The organism is uncultured Enterovirga sp., assembly GCF_964242715.1.
Taxonomy (GTDB): Bacteria; Pseudomonadota; Alphaproteobacteria; order Rhizobiales; family Beijerinckiaceae; genus Enterovirga.
The window spans coordinates 76,570-97,451 of the sequence record NZ_CAXTAZ010000010.1 but is presented as its reverse complement, the minus strand read 5'-3'; the positions used below and the strand labels follow the sequence as shown (position 1 = coordinate 97,451).

Below are 20,882 nucleotides of genomic sequence, written 5' to 3'. Positions count from 1 at the left end.
CGCGTCGACGACCGCGCCGGCTTCAGGCGCAGTAATTTTGCAGGTGGCTCACAAATGACTGGGAGCCACTTCAGTCATCGAGCAGAGCTGAAAGTACGCACTCGTCTTTCGGCTCAGTATGTAAATAACGATGCAGCAATTCACCAGAAGGTGATGTGTTGCAAACCGCTGGAGTTAGTATGTCGACCACCCCGTTTCAGCTCTCGACCGGCAACTTCAGCCAAGACTGGACGAATACCGGCCTGATCACGGCGAACGACAGCTGGGCGACCGTCCCGAGCGTCGTGGGATATCTGGGCGACATCAGCACGGGCTCTGCCGTGGACGTCGATCCGCGGACGCTGACCGGCTCGACGACCGAAGCCGTCGACGTCATCGCCAATCAGACGGTGACGACGATCAACAACGGCGGTGTCGCCGAATTCCAGATCACCAATCCCACCGTCGCCTTCCAGGGCTCGGGTACCGCGGATGCGCCCAACCTCGTCATCTATCTCGACTCGACCGGCCGTCAGAACGTGCGCGTGCAGTTCACGGCGCGCGATATCGACAGCACCGTCACCGGGGGCAACGAGGAAAACGCAACGCAGCAACTTGCCGTCCAGTATCGGCTCAGCAACACGAGCGCGTGGACCAACGTGCCGGGCGGGTACGATGCTGACGTCACGAGCCTCGGCGCGACCGAGGTCACCAGTTTCGACCTGACGCTGCCGGCCGACGCCAACAATGCCGCCGGCCTCCAGGTCAGGATCCTGACGACGAACGCCGCCGGCAACGACGAATGGGTCGGCATCGACGACATCGTGGTCTCGAGCCAGGCGCCTGCGCCGACCGATGTCGTTGCGCCGGTCCTGACGACCTCGAGCCCCGCCGACGAGGCGACGGCGATCGCGGTCGGGTCGGACCTGGTCCTGACCTTCGACGAGGCGGTGGTCCGGGGCAGCGGCAACATCATCCTGCGCCCGGCGGCAGGGGCGGATGTCGTCATCGACGTGACGGACGCGACCCAGGTCACGATCTCGGGCACCACCGTCACGATCAACCCGACTGCGGCGCTCGCGGCGGGCACGGCCTACAACGTCATCATCCCGGGCTCGGCCTTCACCGACGCGGCGGGCAATTCCTTCGTCGGGACGCAGAACGCCGTTTCCGGCCTCGAGGCGGGAGAGCTGAACTTCACGACGGCCGCCCCGGGCGCCGCGCCGCTCCTGGTCGGCGGGATCCAGATCAACGACGCCGCCGCCTCGCTTGCCGGGCTCGCCGGCGCGGCCCCGGTCGCGAGCGGAGCGCTTCAGCTCGTGCGGCTCGGCGCCTACGCGACGACGGACAATCCCGCCACGGCCGGTGTCCTGCCGAATGCCGAGGTCGTGGCCTACGACGGCACGACGGGCCGGCTCTACGTCCAGAACACGAACGAGAGCCGGATCGAGATCGTCTCGATCTCGTCCGCCGGCGCGCTCGCGAAGACCGGCGAGATACTGCTCACGGGCCTGGACAGCTTCGGCAGCGTGAACTCGGTCGCGGTTAAGAATGGCCTCGTGGCCGTCGCCTATGCCAATGCGGACGGAAGCCAAGCCGGCCGGGTCGCGCTGTTCGATCAGAATGGTGGGCTCCAGAAGATCCTGACCGTCGGGGTCGGGCCCGACCAGCTCGTGTTCACGCCGGACGGGAACCGCATCCTGGTCGCGAACGAGGCCGAGACGGCCGGCACGACGGCGGCGCCGATCCTCACGGCCGGCGGCATCTCGGTCATCGACGTGACCGGCGGTCTCGCCAACGTGGCCAGCGCGGTGGTCGTGAGCACGATCGGCTTTGGCGCGCTCGACGGAGCCGACGCCGCGGCCGAGGCCGTCAATCAGGCCTTGCTGCAATCGAAGGGCCTCGCGATCTTCCCGGGTCGGGGAAATTCGGAGGATATCGAGCCGGAATACATCACCATCTCGGCCGACGGCACCCGCGCCTATGTGGTCCTGCAGGAGGTGAACGGCGTCGCCATCCTGGACATCACGCCGGGCCAGGCGCCCTCGATCGTGGCGATCCAGCCGCTCGGCAGCGTGGACCATCGGCTGGCCGGAAACGAGTTCGACGCGTCCGATCAGGACGGCACAGCGGGCGCAGCCGCGATCAACATCACGGCCAAGCCGTTCAATGCGCTTCTGCAGCCGGACTCGATCGCCTCCTACCAGGTCGGTGGGGCCACCTATTTCATCACCGCGAACGAAGGCGACCAGCGCGTCATCTCGGGCGCGGATGATGCCGACGTCGCCCGGTTGTCGAGCGCGTCGGTCGTGCTCGATCCCTCGATCGTGAACCTGAAGACCAACGCCGAATACCGGCGGCTGAACGTCCTGACGAAGCTAGGCGACACCGACGGCGACGGTGATATCGACCAGGTCCATACGCTCGGCGGTCGCTCGATTTCGATCTTCCGCGACAACGGCGACGGTACCGTCACCAAGGTGCGCGAGACCGGCGGCGAGTTCGAGAAGATCTTCGCCGCGCAGCCCGGTGCGGCCGCGACGCCGGCCGGCACGTTCAATCAGAACCAGGGTCCGAACACCTTCGACACCCGGTCCGACGACAAGGGCCCGGAGCCGGAAGGAGTGACGATCGGGCAGGTCGGCGGCCGGACCTACGCCTTCGTGGCGCTCGAGCGTCAGGGCGGCGTCATCGTCTATGATGTGACGGATCCCGGCAACGCCAACTACGTCAGCTACGTCCCGCCCGTCCCGGCTGCCGCAGGGCAGCCCGTCGATTTCGGGCCGGAGGTCCTGACCTTCATCGCGGCCGACCAGAATCCGACGGGGACGGCCCTCGTTATTTCCGCGAACGAGGTCGCGTCCGCCGTCAACGGAAACGGCGGTGCGACGGTGTATGCGGCGCTCCAGCAAGGGTTCGCGCAGGAACTCCGCTTCGTGCCGGGGTCGCTGGCGATCTCGCAGAACGAGGGCGCCTCGGGCGCAACGACCGCCTACAGCTTCACGGTCGAGCGCACGAACGGCACCCTCGGCGACCTCACCTTTACGGCGAGCGCCGCGGGCTCGGGTGCGAGCCCGGCGGACGCGGCTGATTTCGGCGGCGCGCTCCCCAGCATCACGGGGACGATCGCGGCGGGCCAGACCTCGACGGTCGTGACGATCACCGTCTCGGGCGATGCCGCGAACGAGCGGAGCGAGACCTTCAGCCTGACGCTGTCCGGCGCCGCAAACAGCCAAGGCGGCATCGCGGCGGCCGTCAGCCCGACGGCCGGCGTCGCGACGGGCACGATCGTCGCCGACGATCTGACCGCCATCTACCAGATCCAGGGCGCGACCCATTTCTCCGCCTTTGACGGACAGGTCGTCAGCACGCAGGGCATCGTCACGGCGCGCGCGTCCAACGGGTTCTACATTCAGGACGCCACAGGCGACGGTGACGTCGCCACCTCCGATGCGGTCTTCGTCTTCACGGGCACCGCCCCGGCGGCCGGGATCACGATCGGGGCGAATGTCGTGGTGACGGGGACGGTCGACGAGTTCGTCGGCGCGGGCCGGACGGGGGACCTCAGCCTCACGGAGATCGTGAGCCCGACCGTAACGGTCTTGACCCAAGACATTGCATTGCCGGCCGCGACGCTGCTCGGCGCCGGTGGCCGCCTGCCGCCGCTCGTCAGCCTCGGCGACGACGACGCCATGGGTGTCTACGACCCGGCGACCCAGGGCACCGATTTCTACGAATCGGTCGAGGGCATGCTCGTCACGATCAAGGACGTGGTCACGACCGGGCCGTTCCGGAGCAATTTCGGCGAGATCGTCGTCCGCTACGATGTCGGGCCGAACCCCTCCGTCAACGACCGCGGCGGCCTGACGATCAGCGACACGACGCCCGGCACGCTGCAGCCCGCCGACAAGATCTTCGACTTCAATCCGGAGCGGATCCAGCTCGACGATCGCGTCGGCTTCGCGACCCCGGTCCCGACTGCGACGGGCGACCGTCTCGGCGACGTCACCGGCATCGTGGGCTACGAGTTCGGGTTCTACGACCTGAATCCGACGGCAGCCGTAACGCTGACGCCGAGCACGATCACCCCCGAGACCACGACGATCACGGCCAATCTCGACCGGCTGCGGGTCGCCACTTTCAACGTCGAAAACCTCGCCCCGGTCGGACAGCCGGTCGACGGCGTCGCAACCACGCAGGCGAAGTTCAACGGGCTCGCGGACGCGATCATCGGCAGTCTCGGAACGCCGGAGATCATCGCGCTCCAGGAAGTGCTCGACAACGACGGCGCGACGAATTCCTCGACCGTCAGCGCCTCCCTCACGCTGTCGCAGCTCATCGACGCGATCACGGCGCGGGGCGGCCCGCGCTACGTCGCGATCGACTCGCTGCCGATTGACGACACGGTCGGCGGAATCCCGGGCGGCAACCAGCGCGTCGCCTACCTGTATCGGGCCGATAGCGTGACGCCGACCGACCGGAACGGCCTCTCGACGATCGTGTCCGACGCGAACGGCGCCAAGGTGCTGCAAGCGCCGACGGCAAACCAGATCGGTCAGGGCGACAGCGATTTCGCCGCGACCCGCAAGTCGCTGCCGATCGAGTGGTCGCCGGTCGGCTTCACCGACGCCCAGGGCGGGACGTTCTGGACGGTCAACAACCACCTCTCCTCGAAGGGCGGATCGCTGCCGCTGATCGGAAACAGCCTGGAATTGCCGCTCTACGCGGATCCTCTGAACGGGGCGGCGCAGACGGCAGCTGGCACGACCCAGAACGAGCGCGAGGGTCAGGCCGAGATCGTCAACGCCTATATCGACGGCATTCTCGTGAACGCCTCGGCCACGGACGACCGTGTCGTCGCTCTGGGCGACTTCAACGACTTCCAATTCTTCCCGGTCATCGACCTCATCACCGGTCAGGTGGTCCGCACCCAGGCGAACCCGGACGGGACGGCCAGCATCTTCGCCCCGAGCACGCCCGTCATGGGCAAGCTTCTCGAGAAGCTGCCCGTCGCGGAGCGCTATTCGTATAATTTCGACGGCAACGCCCAGGCGCTCGACCAGATCCTCGTCTCGAACAACCTGTACGGCTCGGCCGAGGTCGATGTGGTCCACATCAACTCGGAATTCGCGACCCAGATCTCTGACCACGATCCGTCGGTCTCGTCCCTTCTCTTCTCGCGATCGGCCGCGATCGCGACCGAGGGCAACGACACCTTCGATCAGGCCTCATACACGGCACGGTTCGGCGGCACGCGCGGCAGCCTCGGCGGCAACGACGTCATCAGCGCGCTCGGTGGAGACGACCAGGTCGCGGCCGGCGCCGGGAACGACACGGTCGACGGCGGCGCGAACGGCGCCGCTGGCGACACCCTCGTCCTCACCGGGGCGCGGTCGAACTACACCGTGACCGAGCAGGGCGGCGGCTTCGTGATCGCCGACAATCGCGGTGCGGGTGGGGACGGCACCGATACGGTCGTGAATGTCGAGAGCTTCGCATTCTCCGATCGCGTGGTCGCGGCGGGCCAGCTCGCGGATGTCGCGGCTCCGACGCTCGTCTCCTCGACCCCCGCCGACAACGCCACCCAGGTCTCGGCGGCCTCGAACATCGTCCTCACCTTCAGCGAAGCGGTCCAGGCGGGCGCCGGCGCCATCACCATCACGAACGGCGCCGGCGACGTCCAGACGATCGCCGTGACCGATGCCTCGCAGGTCACGGTCAGCGGAGCGACGGTGACCATCAACCCGACTGCGAATCTCGCCGCCGGGGCTGCCTACGACGTGATCATCCCGACGGGTGCCATCACGGACAACGCCGGAAACAGCTTCGCGGGCCTCGCGACCGATCAACTCGACTTCACCACGGAGATGCCCCCGGTGGCCAATTACACCCTTCAGCTTCTGCACATGTCCGACGGCGAGGGCTCGACCCTGACGCCGACCACCGCGCCGATCATGGGCGCCCTGATCGACCGGTTCGACGACCAGTACGTGAACAGCCTCGTGCTCGCCGGCGGCGACAACATCATCCCAGGCCCCTTCCTGAACGCCGGCGCCGACCCGTCGTTGAACCCGATCGTCGGCGGCACGACGGCTCTCGGTCGCCCGGACATCGCGATCTACAATGCCTTCGGGGTCTCGGCTTCCGCCCTGGGCAACCACGAATGGGACCTCGGCTCGTCGGTCCTGAACGGCGCCTATGCTCCTGCTTCGGGCTGGGTCGGCGCGCAATTCCCGTATCTGTCGGCCGATCTCGACTTCTCCGGCGACAGCTTCATCCGCGGAACGGTGGTGGCCGGAGGCCAGGAAGCCTCATCCATCAGGGGCAAGGTCGCGCCATCCGCGATCGTCACCGAAGGCGGCGAGCGGATCGGCATCGTCGGAGCGACCACCCAGGTTCTCGAGCGTATCTCCTCGCCGACCGGCACCGAGGTGAACGGCTTCCCGAAGAACGGGCAGCCGGGTGACAACACGACCGAGGTCGACAACATGCAGCTGCTCGCCACGCAGCTGCAGCCGGTGATCGACGCGCTCATCGCCCAAGGCGTGAACAAGATCATCCTGACATCGCATCTCCAGCTCCTGTCGAACGAGCAGACGCTCGCGGGCCTGCTGCGCGGGGTGGATATCATCGTGGCGGCCGGCAGCCATACGCGGCTCGGCGACTCGACCGACGCGGCGGCCGCCTTCCCGGGCCACGACGCCAACTTCCAGGGATCCTACCCGATCGTGACGGCTGGGGCGGACGGCGCGCCGACCCTCATCGTCGCCACCGACAGTGAATCGACCTATCTCGGTCGCCTGGTGGTCGATTTCGACGCTAACGGTCAGCTGGTTCTCTCGAGCCTCGACCCGGCAATCAGCGGCGCCTATGCCTCCACCCAGGCCAACCTGCAGGCGGCCTACGGCGCCGACATCGGCCTGGCTTTCGCGACCGGATCGATCGGCCAGAAGGTCCAGACGATCACGAACGCGGTCAACAACGTGATCGCCTCGAAGGACGGCAACATCTTCGGCTTCACGGACGTCTATCTCGAGGGCGACCGCGTGTTCGGCCGGTCCGAGGAGACCAATCTCGGCGACATCTCGGCCGATGCGAATACGGCCGCCCTCCAGGCGATCGACCCGTCCCAGACGCTGGTCGTCTCGCTGAAGAATGGCGGCGGCATCCGGGCCTCGATCGGATCGGTATCGGACGGCTCGAACAACACGGCCGCGGGCCAGAAGCTTCCCCCGGCCGCCAATCCGACCGCGAACAAGCCGGAAGGGGCGATCTCACAGCTGGATGCCGAGAACGCGCTCCGCTTCGACAACAAGCTGATGGTGTTCGACACCACGCCGCAGGGTCTCCTGAACATCCTAAACTACGCGGCGGGGCTCCCGGCCGGGAATGGCGGTTTCCCGCAGGTCGGCGGCGTGCGCTTCTCCTACGATCCCGACTTCCCGGCCGGTCAGAAGGTCCAGACCGTCGCTCTCTACGACGATGAGGACCGTCTCCTGGCGACCGTCGTCAGGAATGGGCAGGTGGTCGCCGACGCTCCGGCGAGGATCAGCGTCGTCACCTTGAACTTCACCGCGAATGGCGGAGACGGCTACCCGGTCAAGGCGAACGGGGAGAATTTCCGCTATCTCCTCCAGGACGGAACCCTGTCGGCGCCCGTTGCCGAGACGCTCGACTTCGTCACGGCCACGCCCGCGAACGCCCTCGGCGAGATCAAGGCCTTCCAGGATTACCTCAGGGCCGAGTTCCCGACGGCCGATGACGCCTTTGGGATCGCCGACACGCCGGCGAGCCTCGACCTCAGGATCGAGAATCTGAACCTGCGCGCCGACGCCGTTCTGGACGGCTTGCCGGCGAACTCCGCCCCGGATGCCGAGCCCGACAGCCTCGCGCCCCTGGCTCACACGATCGCGACCGGCAACCTGCTCGCGAATGACAGCGACCCTGATACCGGCGACACGCTTGCGGTCACCTCGATCCGCTTCGCGAACAGCCTCTCGGTCGCGGTTCCTGGTTCCGGGATGGTGACGGTCGAGGGCGGACACGGCACGCTGAAGCTTGCTGCGGACGGCCAGTTCAGCTACGTCGCCACGCTCGCGGGTGTCGACAGCTTCACCTACACGGTCAGGGACGGCGACGGCGCGACTGCCACGGCCTCTCTGACCGCCAGCGTCGCCGCGAACCCGCCGGCGGCGGAGGCGAGCTTCGGCTTCGCCTTCCTCTTCGCGACTCTCACCTTCGAGGAGGGGGCGGCCTTGCTGACCGGCCCCGACGGAGTGACGCGCGACGTGACCGGGGTCGGCCGCCTCGTCTTCACGGACGGCCAGATCGACGAACAGGACGGCACGCCGCTCGTCGACGACCTCTTCTACTTCGCCCAAAATCGCGACGTGTATGCGGCTCACGTCGATCCTGAGCAGCATTACGCCCAGTTCGGCTGGCTCGAGGGCCGCGATCCGAACGCGCTCTTCTCGACGAAGGCCTACCTCGCCCAGAACCCGGACGTGGCGGCCGCGAAAGTCGACCCGCTCCAGCATTACGACGTCTTCGGCTGGAAGGAGGGCCGCGACCCGGGCCCGGAATTCAGCACCCTGGCCTACCTGGCCCAAAATCCCGACGTCGCGGCGGCCCGGATCGACCCGCTCGCGCATGCGCTCGGTCAGGGCGCGACCGAAGGCAGGGCCATCTTCCCGGGCGAGAGCGTGCGGGGTATCACGGGCGATTTCGACGCGGGCTTCTACCTCGCCCAATATCCGGACGTCGCGGCGGCGCGCGTCGATCCGCTGCAGCATTACCTCACCTCCGGCTGGCTGGAAGGCCGCGACCCCGACGCCTTCTTCTCGACCCGGGAATATCTCGCTGCGAACCCGGACGTGGCTGCCGCCGGCATAAGCCCGCTCCTCCATTTCGAGGCTTATGGGTGGGAAGAAGGCCGCAACCCGTCGAGCGAGTTCTCGACGAACGGCTACCTTGCGGCGAACCCGGATGTCGCAGCGGCCGATATCGACCCCCTCCAGCATTATCTCGTGTTCGGTGAGGCCGAGGGCCGCAACGGCTGGCAGATCTAGGGCTTCCGCAAGGTGTGAGCGAGGGCTCGCCCTCGCTCACACGGGCAGGGCGGGGATCAGGATTAGGTCGTCGGCCAGTCGACTTGACCTAGAGGGATCGGGGGCTGGGACGAGACCCCCCAGGTGAGGCAGGGCGATCTCGCGGCGCACCGCTGATGCCGCCGGATCGAGCGCTCGCCGCTTACGACCGCGTTCGCCCCCGCGGAGCGTTTGATAAAGGTCGGCGTGTCAGAGCATGCCCGGCGGTCGACGCCAACATGCGCTCTGCGCGCCTCGACCTCCCTGGGCCATCGGATGCCGGCGGCAGGTAAGCGTTCACCGGGGTCCAGGCGATGTTCGGTTTGCTGACCTCCGATATCCAGCTCAAACCCTCGAAGGCGATGGTGGGCGCTAGGCCGCATTTCTGAGCGATCCGAAATTGACGAGCTTGCATCTCTGCAACATGAGCACAGAGGGTAAGAGTTCGGGGGTCGCGGAATGCTCGCCAGGATCTGTTTTGCGGCTCTGCTGTGGTGGATCCCGACCTGGCCAGTGTCGGCGCAGGGCGGGGGAGCCGCTGGTCAGTGGCGCTGCCGCCACGCCAACCAGTCGGTGAGCAACAATCGTTTTGAGAACTGGATCTACGAGTTCGGCCTCGCCCTGTTTCCAAACGGCGGGTTTCAGGCTCAGGGCAGCTATACGGCGATGACGGCTGGCTTTTCCGTCCCCCTGGTCGCGCAGGGCCGATGGCAGCAAAGCAATCAAGGCGTCGTGGTACGAGGTTCAGAGCAGCGACAGGATGGAACGCGTCAACCCCTCACGCTGGTTTTCACCTCAGTCACCCAAGGCGTGATGTCGAACCGCTTTCAGAGTGCGCAGGGGATTTTGGCCACGTATTGCAGTCGGTAGTGTGATCGGTCCTCGATATCCCGGGCCTCGGTCGCTCGCGCCTCCGCCGTTTCTCACCGTGTCGGGAACGCCCCCGCATCCGTCCGTTCCGCTGTCGGCATGGGCGACATTGCCGGGCAAGCAGGATTGCCGGTCGTCTTCCAGGGGATCCTCTCGGCCCTGGCTCTGGCCAGTGTGAGACAATGCCGAGGCTGAGCTACGATCACGTTCGGCCGCCGTTTTGCGGCCCGCGTCAACGCTGGCGATAGCGGTCGGCGAAGCTCTTGGGCACCTCGCCGTAAGTCGAATGAAGGGCGGCGTGGTCGCCCGTCGGCGAGAAACGTAGGACGGCCGCACCGCCGAATCTCGCCATTGCCTGGAGTGCCTTCACAACAGCTTCGGCAGCGTCTTTAGCCGGCACGATCTCACCGGTGACCACCTGGTCTCCTCGGTCTTCGAACGCTTGGACTCGGAAGATCGGCTCGTCGGACATAGCGCCGATAGCCAGCGGGGACAGCTTCGGATGCGGCAGACTCGCAGCCGACCGGACTCGACTCATGTCCCCGGCCCGAACCGGCTGTCCCGCAAACGCGCGATCACGCTCGAGCACGGCGACTATGCGGGCCTTGGCGGGCGGTGTCAGCTCCGCGACCGCGGCGCGATGAGCAAGGGGTGGTGCGACGAGTGGGAGGCGGTCGCTCCTGGCGAGGAGCGGGTCACAGGCACCCGTGCACAAACGGCGACTTTTACTATGTTTTGAGCAACCGCTTCTTGGTTGGCCCATTCACGGTAGCATCAGTGTGGCTCTCGCTGGTCACCTGAACCGCCCAGCTCTCGTGCTGGCGAAAGCCGGGGCCCTGGTTCGTGTTAGTGGGCCAGGGCCCTCCTACCTGGGCGATGGCGCATTGAGGGCGGTGAACCTGGCAATCGCTGCTAGAGCGATCGTTCCAGAGCGCTTGCGGTCCCCTCCTTATCATTCGGATCGATGATCCGGAGCTCCTTGAAGCCGCGATCGGTCAACTCGTCCGCCTTGACGAGAGCCTGATCTGCGCTCCCGCAGGCGAAGCTGGCAGGCCCTGTTCTGCCGATGGCCATCACTACGGACACGGCGCCCGCTCCTGTCCTTCCTACTCTTACAAGACAGAGCGCGGGAGCGCGACAGAGACCGGGGTGATGTGACCTGGAGGAAGGCGGCCGGACCTGACGGCCTTCTTCGGTGAGACGAAGGTGCATCCTTGTTCACGGTAGCAGGCCATATGTTGTCAGACGCAAGGCCGGCCCTCATTCGTCGACCCGTCCCCGAAGGCCGGCCCTTGGACCAGGAACTCACGACGCCAACTTTCTTCGCGCTCGCAACACTCGGCGCCGGTGCTGCAATGTCGCGCTCGGTCAGGAACTGACACATCGTCCAGGATACGTGGCGGGCTGCAACCAACCGATGCTCCCGGCCGTAACGAGGGCAGGCATTCCTCCTGGCTCGGTAGCACCTCGATGTTCCGCAAACCGTCATGGCTGGCGCTCGTCGCCGTCGTATTGGCCGCTCCAGCCAGTGAGGCGCAGCAAGGCCGGCAGATCCACCTCGTGGTCCTCGGTGACAGTCTCAGCGCCGGGTTCCTGATTTCCTCTTCGACGGCCTTTCCGGCTGTCCTGGAGCGCGCGCTTCGGCAACGTGGCCTACCGGTCGTGGTCACCAATGCTGCTGTCAGCGGTGATACGGCTGCGGACGGGCTGGCCCGGCTGGACCGTGACGTCCCGGAGGGAACGGACGGCGTCGTGCTAGAGTTGGGCGCGAACGATAAGCTGAAGCGTCAGGACCCAGGGGCTGCGCAAGCTGCTTTAGCGGAGATCGTGCGGCGGCTCACGGCGCGGCGCATTCCGGTCCTCGTCGCCGGAATCAGGTTCACCGACGCGGCCGGCGCTCCCTACAACGGCATCTTCCGTGCGGTCGCGCGACGCTACCGATCCACCTACTACGCGGACATTTACGCAGGGCTCGCATCCGACGCGCGATTCACGATCTTCGATCGAACTCACCCGTCACCAGAGGGCGTCGCGGTGATGGTGGCCGGCATCTTACCAACTGCCGAGCGCTTCGTGCGAGGGCCCGTCGCTGCGAGGCTTCGCCGCTGACCTATGAGCTCATTCAAGGGACGGAAAACACGCATTTTCACATCGCGTCCAAGAGCCTCGACGGATCGAAGCTCCCTTCGGGCGTCGCCCGGGGTTCCCGCAGTCGAGCATAGATCTCCGCGATCCACAGCAAACCGTTAAAGGCTATGCGCCCGAGCGAGGTCTGCATTCGGAACCTCGGCAGCCTGTTCAGCTTTGCATTAAGGCTTTGGCTCTTCGACGGCAGTTGGGGTGAAATCGGGCACCATAGCGCAGCCTCTTCCCGGGCAAGAGCGTTGCGCGTTGCGAATGCTGCGCCGCAAACAAGAGGCGGCCCGGCAGGTCTGGCGGGGACCAGGGTCATCGCTAGCGCGACCGCAGCGCTCATTGTCGGACGACCGTGGTCACGCCCGCCCCGCGGCCGTCACCTGCCGCGCCAGCGACCACGCGATCGTCCCCGAGAGGGTCATCGCGTCCGGCGGCAGCTCGAGCACATGGGACGTGGTGAGATCCCCGCTCGCATTCCAGGACCATTGCTTGGGTCCGTCGATCGTCCACCACTGCCCAAACCGCTAGCGGACCGCAGCACCGCGGGGGCGGGTCCTCACCTTGTAAGCCGAACCTGACTGTTTGGGCCGATCCCTTCGGGAACAGGGACATCGGTGTCGCCGTACCGAGTGTTGAGAACAAGGTTGGGGGCCTGGAACAGCTCCATCCGTTTGGACACGATGGCCGTATACTCGGACTGGTCCGCCACGCTCTGATTCGCTGAGACGTTGAATATCCCTCGAGGCATATAGATCGTGCCCACAAGGCGACGTGCGCTATCACTCAGGACTTCAAACCGGCGATCGGGCGCGGACGAGCGATCCTCATGAAAGAGAAGGCCCGCCATTACGCCATCCTTGGGCGCGGTGAGTTCGACAACCGAATTCTTCATCAGCTTCATGACGCGGATCTTGCCGTCAGCTTCCGGCTTTACGGACCCGGTGAAGTAGATTCCAACGTTGGTGCCACGGAGGTACCCGGTGTTGACGGTCGACGAACCTCCACCCTCATCGTCATCGTCATCGTCATCATCTTCGTCGTCGCCCCCCGTCTTCGCGGTGGTGACGTATCCTCCTGGCCCGACGATCAGAGGACCGTTCTTCATGACATACACACCTGGCAGGAGCGTAACTCTTGCGCCCTTGTCCACGACGAGGCCGCCGCAATAGGTGTCAGGACTGAGTGTCCGGGTCACCCCGTTCAGCACGAGGGGCTTGGCGTCGAGGCTGCAACTTTTCGATGGGGGCGGCTGTCGGGCAGTCAGCGGGTCCGGCTGTTTAGGACAATCCGTCGTTGGCGCCCTCGGCTGAAAGTTCATGCTGCTCGATTGGCGATAACCCCCGGCAGAGCAGGTCAGGACCGACGTTACCCGCGCCTGGTTTTCCGATCGAATCGCGACCGAATTTGTGGAATTCGCGTACACTGCGCAGCCCGGAGCGGTGATCAGGGCGCGCTGATCCAGCCTGATCGTATCCGCGGAGGTCTCGTCGAGACCTATGACGCACACCACCGCCCCCCCAGACATCGAGGCGGTCGAAAACACTTCAATATCCGTCAGCGTCGGGGTTACGATCTTGCTCATGATCGCGTCTTTTCGTTGCCGCAAGGTCACCTTGACGCCTCGAGCCTGGCCGTCCTTTGAGGTCGTTGAGCTGCTGGTCTGGGTTCCGGACTGACCTCCAAGGAGCGAGGCCTCGACAGAGATGGGCCCATCTCGCCCCCGCACTGGTGCAATCTCTGTCACAATGCTTTCGACGATTGCCTGCAATCGTGCGGCGTCCGGCTTCCCGAGCTGGAGTTCGCGCGCACCGCCCAACGCGGCAGCGTCAGCCGCCTTCTGCAGGCGGGATTGTTGTGCGCTCCACGTCGAGTAGTCGACCGCTATGCCGACGAACCCGAACAGCAGGGGCGCCAGAAGTCCTAGGGTCAATGCAACGGATCCGGCCTCGCTGCGGCTCCACCGAAGGGACACCTCCCTGTATCGAGCGCGACGGGAAAGTCGCTCCTCCCGCGCCTGAATGAGTATGTACGCGCACATCCCATAGTGTCTGCGGGGGAGTCGCTTGAGGAGATATGAACGTCACACGATCCCGCTTCTCAGGCCCGGAAGATGCTGAATCGATCCTGCACCTGGCTCCCGGATTCCGGTACGGTCTCCTATCCAGCGCTTGCCGTCGTTCGACGTATTTCGGTGACGACGGCCTCATTCTGGTCGCTGGCGCCTAGGATATGGCCGCGATCACGCGAGATCGACCAGCTGGTCAGGGCGGTCGATCAGGCTGACAGTTGACTCGTGGGGATCGATCAGCGATCGGCCGAGAAGTTGGAGCTGAGAGCGAAAGCTTGCTTGCCGAGGTATGATCGCGCTGCTGGCCTTTCGTGTTCGCGTGAGGGTGATACGCGCGCATCGCGGCGACTGATGCTAACGTGCGAGGCAGTGGAAGGCGCGTGAGGTGATGGTAGGCAGGTGGCATCTTGCTCCGCATCGCTCTCCGCGAGGGAGAGACGGCTTCCGGCCGGCTTCGGACGAGGCATGGATTGCGTCGAGCGGAGTAGACACCAAGACCGTCTCGCGCGAGACCAAGTCCGACGCGGTGACAGCGAGGACCACTCTAGGGTCCCTGACTTTTTTTCGCAATGATCAGCGCTGACTTGAAGCTATTGATACAACAAGGACGATCGACCACAGTCGTGGCAGAAGGTCGGCACAGCGCGTAGCATGGAAAAGCTGCTTGTCCGTCACCCGACGCCGTGACGGACAGATGTGATGGCGGCCGCGCGCGGGCAGCGGCCGTTCTCGCCACAGAGATTGTTTATCATGAGCTTTTCAGGTGGGAAAACATCAGTCCTGCAGCATCGTGGCTTCACAATCGTTCAACACTTGTTTGCTATCCAGCCTTCGTTGATGGGAATAGCGCGTCATGCTGAGTACGTTTCTCGGGTTTGGAGGCCGGATCGGGCGGCTTAGCTATTTCCTCCTTACTCTCGCATTGGCCGCGTTACTGACGTTCGTAATCTTCGCAATGATCATCGGGCTGGCCCTCAGCTTCGGTGTGCGACATTCCGGGGGTGAGATCCCACCCAGGCTGCTAGCGACCATCCTCGTCGTCACAATGCCGATTTACGGTTGGTTCACGCTGACGCTGATGGCAAAGCGGTTCCGGGACATTGGCTGGGATCCATTCGTCGTCATCGTTGGCTGGGGATCGATCGCGGTTCTCGATATCTGCGTAGCTGTCTACGTGCCCAGGTTTGCCACGGCCCATGACTCTCAGACGGCGTTCGGCTTGATGCTCAACCTGGTCATGTTGGCTTGCCTTCTGTTCTGGCCCAGCACGGAGGACGACGTCACACCAATGACCACAGCTCCGCCCCGCCCGACCCGCGTGGAAGCCCTATCGATGCAGGGAGGCGCCGGTGCGCCAATCAGGGCCTCGTTCGGCCGACGCTGAACTCGCACGCCGGGAGCCCGCCACCTTGCGCGGTTTTGTACGCGCTTGGTTTTTGGGGGCGCGGCGGCCCGCCTGTCCGAAACGCGCGGCTGCGCTCGCGCGGTGATCCGGACGCGTTGTCGTGGTCAACGGTCCCTTGCCGCTGGCGGGCTCATCTCTCGGCCTTCGACGCGGGACAGATCACGATGGCGAACGAGTCCGGCGGAGCTGAATGGGACACCGTCTGCCCGGTGCCTCTGGAGAAGCTGGGGGGCTTCATCGAGCCGATCCTCAAGGTGTGCTGTCCCTTGTGGCTAAGATGGCTGAGGACGCTCGGATCAGGCTGGCAGTGTTCTGCTACGGGCGAGCGCACCTTCGGGAGGTTGGGCTCGCAATCGCCGAGCAGTGCAGCGAGACGCGGCTCGCTCATATGGCTGGGATGATCCGCCAAGTCATGGCGGTCCAGTGCCGGTCTGCGTTCCGCACGTTCGGCTCGGATCTCGGCAACCGCGCGGCGTCGCGGCCCAAGATTAGCCTAGGCGGACGGGCCTGACGCCCAACTCGCGATCGTGTCCACGGCTCGGCTACCGTCGTCGGGCAATCAGAACCACTCTCGAACCGACGGGTAGTCGCCGGGCCCATCGCCTTGTTCTCTTCAACCCGTCAGTCGGGCTTCCGCGCGTCACGTGATCAAGACGCAGGAGAAGGCGTGAACACGAAATGGCCTGATCAGGTCGACGTGGACATCGGACAGGCAATCGGCGCCCGCCGGACCATGCTCGGCTTGTCTCAGACGAAGCTCGGCGAGGCAGCCGACGTCACGTCCCGTCGAGGACCGGAGCATCGGGCGAGTCGATCGGCAGCGTAACGGACGCACCGAAACCCCTGCTGCCTTGCCGGGTGTGGGCCTTGCGTGCGAAGCGCATCGAATGACCTGGGCCGTACTCGTCCTCACAGCCTTCGTGTCGATTGTGGCGGCTGGGGCGATCTTTCTCGGGGCGGCCGACCAGTTCCCATGGCCTGTGGCCGTGGCCGTGCTCATCACGGGTGCCATCCTGGTAAGCTTCGCGATGCGACGGAAGCGAGGAACGCAGCCGACGTCCGCCGCTCGGCCAAAGCCGATTCCCAAGGAATAGACGACGCGCGGAAACCCCCGCCACCTTGCCGGGTGTGGGCGGCCGGACGAAACGTGCCGAGGCCAGGGTTCAACGGTTGATTCACACCCCCTTGCGAAGGTGGCGCCCGCAAGCGAGGACGCGGCGATGGGGAGCGAGCAAGCGCAGGCGGCAGTCCTGGCTGTCATCTGGATCGGTTGGCTCGGATGGTCCTTCAACACTGGAAGGATCAAAATGAGCCCCGGGCCGTACGGTAGCTGGTACCGGGATGAGCAGCCTGCCCAGTTCACGGTTGCGTTCGGCGTCCTGTCGCTGCTCGGGTTCGTTCTTGTGTGGCGAGGGCTGGGGCTCACCTGGGACCAGTTCTGGCGCTTCTTCTGTGTGCTTACCGGACAGGCATCACATCGGGCAGAGGTGTAATCATGTCGCCCAGTGAACGATTGATGATGGCCGGGGTGGGCGTGGTCTGCGCTGTCCTTCTGATCAACGGACTTCGAGCCGGTCAAATGACCGGCGAGTACCATGACCACGACATCAACGATCAACCAATCCAGTTCGCACTGTCGACGATGGGCTACGGAGTGGCGCTCGTGTTCTGCGTTCTCTTCGCGGCGGGCTATCAGACGCACGACATGTGGAGTTGGGTTACTCGGCTCGTGGCTAAGCCCTGACTAGCGGGACCCAACGCTCCCGGCCGATGCAGTCAGTTCAGCGCAGTGTGCCGCTCACCGAAGCAGCAACCTCGTCCCGAAGGCCACGAGCAGGATCACCGCGAGCCGATCGATGAAGGTGGCATGCATGCGCCACCGGATGCTCAGGCAATCAGGATGCCGAAGCCCGCGAGACGCAGGGGCAAGATGTCGAGATGCGCGTCGAGAGTGAGTCGATCGTCGGCTCGGATGTGCAGGTTGGCGCCGCGCCGCCCAATGGCAGGAATGGGGACGGGTGCTTCATCAATCACTGGTCTCCCTCCCCGGCTGGGCTTGGCCCGATGCCCTTCGGCCACTCCGTCACCGTCCCACCGCCCGCCCGATCGCCTCGGGCGGCGCCGGGGGCATCACGAGCCCTTCCGGTCCGCGGCGACAGTCCACTGAATGTCCAGCCCAGCCACATGGATTAGCCGGCTGATCTCAGCCGCATGCGCTTCGGAACTGTTGCCGGAGAGGGATATAGACAGGAGAGGCGTGAACTTGCCTCCACGCCCCTCGGTCGGAGCCCGAAGAATTGAGCGCTCGACCCCCATACCGGTTGGGAGTTCAAACCCCCGGTCGGGTCCCCCCGCGCCAGCCCTGAATCTCTGCAGCCGACGGCAAGGGCATTTTCATTGCCGACGCGGGTCGGGTGAAACTCCACCTCGTCTCGAAAACCGCCCCGCGAGGTCAGCAACGAGTCCGCAAATCTGCGTGATCCCGGACTGTTCCGCCGAAATCCAGCTAAGTCCTTGAAGGCGATGGTGGGCGCACTAGGGCTCGAACCTAGGACCCGCTGATTAAGAGTCAGCTGCTCTACCAACTGAGCTATGCGCCCATCGCCCGTCGACGCCGGGCGCCTCAGGAGGCGCGGTCTCTAGCAAAGTGCCCCCGCCCTGTCCACCGCGCGCCGCAAGGATGCGCCGCCCGAAAGCCGCTCGGCGCGCGAATGCCATCCGTAACCAGGGCGGCGTGCGAAAGCTTCGCCCATGATCGTGGGCCGATGCGGCGGGCGGTGTTGATCTCGCTTCGGGCGTGAGGAATGTTGCGCCCCCGTCCGGGGACGCCGGAGCGAGCATTTGGGCGGCCACCGGCCGGAGAGGAGCGACGGCTTGGGTTTCACCTTCCAGACGACGCCGTCCATCCTGGTGGAGGCGGGAGCGTCGGCCAAGCTCGGCGGGATCTTCGCGCGGCTCGGCTGCCGCTCGGTCCTGATCGTCACGGATGCGGGGATCGTCGCGGCCGGCCTTCTCGCCTCGGCCCTGGAGAGCCTGGAGCGTAGCGGCGTGGCGTTCGAGATCTTCGCCGCCGTCGTCGCCGACCCGCCCGATCACGTGGTCACGGCCGCTGCCGCGGCTGCGGAGGCGATGGGCGCCGACGGGATCCTCGGGATCGGCGGAGGCTCGTCGCTCGACGTCGCGAAGCTCGCGGCGCTGCTCGCGGCCGGGACCGAGCAGCTCGAGAGCATCTATGGGATCGGGCTGGCGAAGGGGCCGCGGCTGCCCCTCGTCCTGGTGCCGACGACCGCCGGGACCGGCTCCGAGGTCACGCCGATCTGCATCGTGACGACCGGCGGGGGCGAGAAGAAGGGCGTCGTCTCGCCTCCGCTCCTGCCGGATTGGGCCGTCCTCGACGCCGACTTGACGCTCGGGCTGCCGGCCCATGTCACGGCCGCGACCGGGATCGACGCCATGGTGCATGCGATCGAGGCCTATACCTCGAAGCGGCTGAAGAACCCGCTCTCGGACGCGCTCGCCCGCGAGGCGTTGCGGCTCCTGTCGGACAACATCCGGACCGTGTGCCGTGACGGCACGAACCGCGAAGCGCGCGAACAGATGCTGCTCGGCTCGATGCTGGCCGGAATGGCTTTCGCGAATGCGCCGGTCGCCGCGGTGCACGCGCTCGCCTACCCGATCGGCGGCCTGTTCCACGTCCCGCACGGGCTCTCGAACGCGATGGTGCTGCCGCATGTGGTGCGGTTCAATGCGCCCGCGACGGAGGCGCTCTACGCGGAGCTGGCCGGGATCATCGTGCCGGGCGCCTGCGGCGACGCGGCCGAGAAGACCGCGCAGCTCGTCGCCGCGCTGGCCGGGCTTGCGCCGGAGCTCGGCCTGGACACGAGCCTCCGGTCGGCCGGGATCGGCCGCGACCACCTGCCGAAGCTCGCCGAGGACGCGATGAAGCAGACGCGGCTCCTCATCAACAACCCGCGCGACCTCGCCTACGAGGATGCGCTGGCGATCTACGAGGCGGCGTTGTGAGCGGGCGTCCGGGGCCGGAGACCCGGGCAGCCTTCCCGCTTTTCCGGTCCATCACCACGCGCTGGGCCGACAACGACGTCTTCGGCCACGTGAACAACGTCGTCTATTACTCGTATTTCGATACGGTCGTGAACCAGCACCTGATCGAGGCCGGATGCCTCGACCCGCTGCGGAGCCCAATCGTCGGTCTCGTGGCGGAGACGCAATGCCGGTATTTCAGCTCGGTCGCCTTTCCGGACAGGGTCGCTGCCGGGCTCCGGGTCGCCCGGCTCGGGACGACGAGCGTACGCTACGAGATCGGCCTGTTCCGGAACGACGACGACACCGCCTCCGCCCAGGGCCATTTCGTCCATGTCTATGTCGATCGCGCGACGAACCGGCCCGTGCGGTTGCCGGAGGCGTTGAAGGCGGCGCTGCTGCCGCTGGTGGTCGGGCCGCCACCGGGCTGATCCCTCCCTGGAGGGGAGGGCGGACTCGCGCGTCAGCGCGAGCCGGGTGGGGTCACCCGGCCGGGTTGTCCCCACCCCGGTTCGAAGCTCCGCTTCGACTCGGCCCTCCCCTCCGGGGAGGGATCAGGCGCGGCCCCGCCGGATTCCAACCATCTTCTCCGCAGCAGGGCGACTCGCGGTGTCTCCTCGGGCCTCAATACAGCTTGGTGCGGTAGCCGTCCTCGGTGCGGCTGTCGATCTCGTCGGCGTCGCTCTCTGTCTGGTCGGCGATGATGCGGCCGAAGCTCGGGAAGGCGCTGCGGTCGAGGTGGCGGGATGGGTCCCAGAGTTTTGAGCGGATCGCCGATTTCGCGCAGTGAAAGAAGGCCTCCCGCACGGTGACGACGAGGCCGGCGATCGGCGGCCGCCCGTTCACGGCGCAGGCCGCGAGGAGGTCGGGATCGAAGGTCGCCTCCGCCGTGCCGTTGACCCGGAGCGTCTCGCCGATGCCGGGCACGAAGAAGATCAGCCCGACCTGCGGCCCGCCGAGGAGGTTGCAGAAGGTGTCGAGCCGGTTGTTGCCGTGCCGGTCGGGCAGGAGCAGCGTCCGGTCGTCCAGCACCTGGACGAAGCCGGGCGGATCGCCGCGCGGGCTCGCATCGACGCCGCCTTCCGGGTCGGATGAGGCGAGGACCAGGAAGGGCGAGAGCGCGATGAAGGCGCGGGCATGCCCGTCGAGCCGCGGCAGCACCTTGCGTTCAGCCAAGGGCAGCATCGGGCCGAAGCGCGAGCGCAGCGTCTCGCGGGCCTGGACGGTCATCGGGGCTCCTGGCTGGCGGTCCCGGCTTTGGACGGGCGTGGGTCCAGGCCTCATGCAAGAGGAAGGC

Annotated in this window: 10 protein-coding genes and 1 tRNA gene; 7 read left to right on the top strand and 4 right to left on the bottom strand. The window is 66.0% G+C overall.

All coding sequences use genetic code 11. The features are described 5' to 3' along the window. The first annotated feature begins 179 nt into the window (after positions 1-179). Both ACFE87_RS07685 and ACFE87_RS07680 read left to right on the top strand, forming a co-directional pair. Positions 180-9,047, top strand: a complete 8,868-nt coding sequence (locus tag ACFE87_RS07685) for a choice-of-anchor I family protein (protein ID WP_375459038.1) — start codon at positions 180-182, stop codon at positions 9,045-9,047. 477 nt (positions 9,048-9,524) lie between these two features. Then, complete coding sequence (locus ACFE87_RS07680) at positions 9,525-9,935, top strand: hypothetical protein (protein ID WP_375459037.1); 411 nt, start codon at positions 9,525-9,527, stop codon at positions 9,933-9,935. Positions 9,936-10,167: 232 nt separating this feature from the next. Here the strand turns inward: ACFE87_RS07680 and ACFE87_RS07675 are convergent, their stop codons facing one another. Beyond that, on the bottom strand, positions 10,168-10,353 hold the full coding sequence (locus tag ACFE87_RS07675; protein WP_375459036.1) for a hypothetical protein: 186 nt from the start codon (positions 10,351-10,353) through the stop codon (positions 10,168-10,170). Between the two features lie 1,052 nt (positions 10,354-11,405). Here ACFE87_RS07675 and ACFE87_RS07670 point away from each other — a divergent pair. Then, positions 11,406-12,044 (top strand): GDSL-type esterase/lipase family protein, encoded by a 639-nt coding sequence (locus ACFE87_RS07670; RefSeq protein ID WP_375459035.1) that lies wholly within the window; start codon positions 11,406-11,408, stop codon positions 12,042-12,044. A gap of 583 nt (positions 12,045-12,627) precedes the next feature. On the opposite strand, the gene ACFE87_RS07665 is transcribed toward ACFE87_RS07670, so the two are convergent. Then, the gene (locus ACFE87_RS07665; protein ID WP_375459034.1) at positions 12,628-14,001 is read right to left on the bottom strand and encodes a pilus assembly protein TadG-related protein; all 1,374 of its coding nucleotides are present in this window, start codon (positions 13,999-14,001) and stop codon (positions 12,628-12,630) included. A 991-nt stretch (positions 14,002-14,992) separates the two neighbouring features. On the opposite strand from ACFE87_RS07665, the gene ACFE87_RS07660 reads away from it, so the two are divergent. Both ACFE87_RS07660 and ACFE87_RS07655 read left to right on the top strand, forming a co-directional pair. Continuing rightward, complete coding sequence (locus ACFE87_RS07660) at positions 14,993-15,523, top strand: DUF805 domain-containing protein (protein WP_375459033.1); 531 nt, start codon at positions 14,993-14,995, stop codon at positions 15,521-15,523. A 1,516-nt stretch (positions 15,524-17,039) separates the two neighbouring features. Beyond that, positions 17,040-17,288 (top strand): hypothetical protein, encoded by a 249-nt coding sequence (locus tag ACFE87_RS07655; protein WP_375459032.1) that lies wholly within the window; start codon positions 17,040-17,042, stop codon positions 17,286-17,288. 780 nt (positions 17,289-18,068) lie between these two features. Here ACFE87_RS07655 and ACFE87_RS07650 read toward each other — a convergent pair. Continuing rightward, positions 18,069-18,144: transfer RNA gene (locus tag ACFE87_RS07650), tRNA-Lys, on the bottom strand. 274 nt (positions 18,145-18,418) lie between these two features. On the opposite strand from ACFE87_RS07650, the gene ACFE87_RS07645 reads away from it, so the two are divergent. Together ACFE87_RS07645 and ACFE87_RS07640 are read left to right on the top strand one after the other, a co-directional pair. Then, positions 18,419-19,567 carry an iron-containing alcohol dehydrogenase gene (locus ACFE87_RS07645; RefSeq protein ID WP_375459031.1) on the top strand — a complete coding sequence of 383 codons (1,149 nt, stop codon included), beginning with the start codon at positions 18,419-18,421 and terminating at the stop codon, positions 19,565-19,567. After that, positions 19,564-20,016 (top strand): acyl-CoA thioesterase, encoded by a 453-nt coding sequence (locus tag ACFE87_RS07640; protein ID WP_375459030.1) that lies wholly within the window; start codon positions 19,564-19,566, stop codon positions 20,014-20,016. Before ACFE87_RS07645 ends, ACFE87_RS07640 begins: the two co-directional genes overlap by 4 nt. A gap of 193 nt (positions 20,017-20,209) precedes the next feature. On the opposite strand, the gene ACFE87_RS07635 is transcribed toward ACFE87_RS07640, so the two are convergent. Next, on the bottom strand, positions 20,210-20,815 hold the full coding sequence (locus ACFE87_RS07635; RefSeq protein ID WP_375459029.1) for a pyridoxamine 5'-phosphate oxidase family protein: 606 nt from the start codon (positions 20,813-20,815) through the stop codon (positions 20,210-20,212). Between the last annotated feature and the right edge of the window lie 67 nt (positions 20,816-20,882).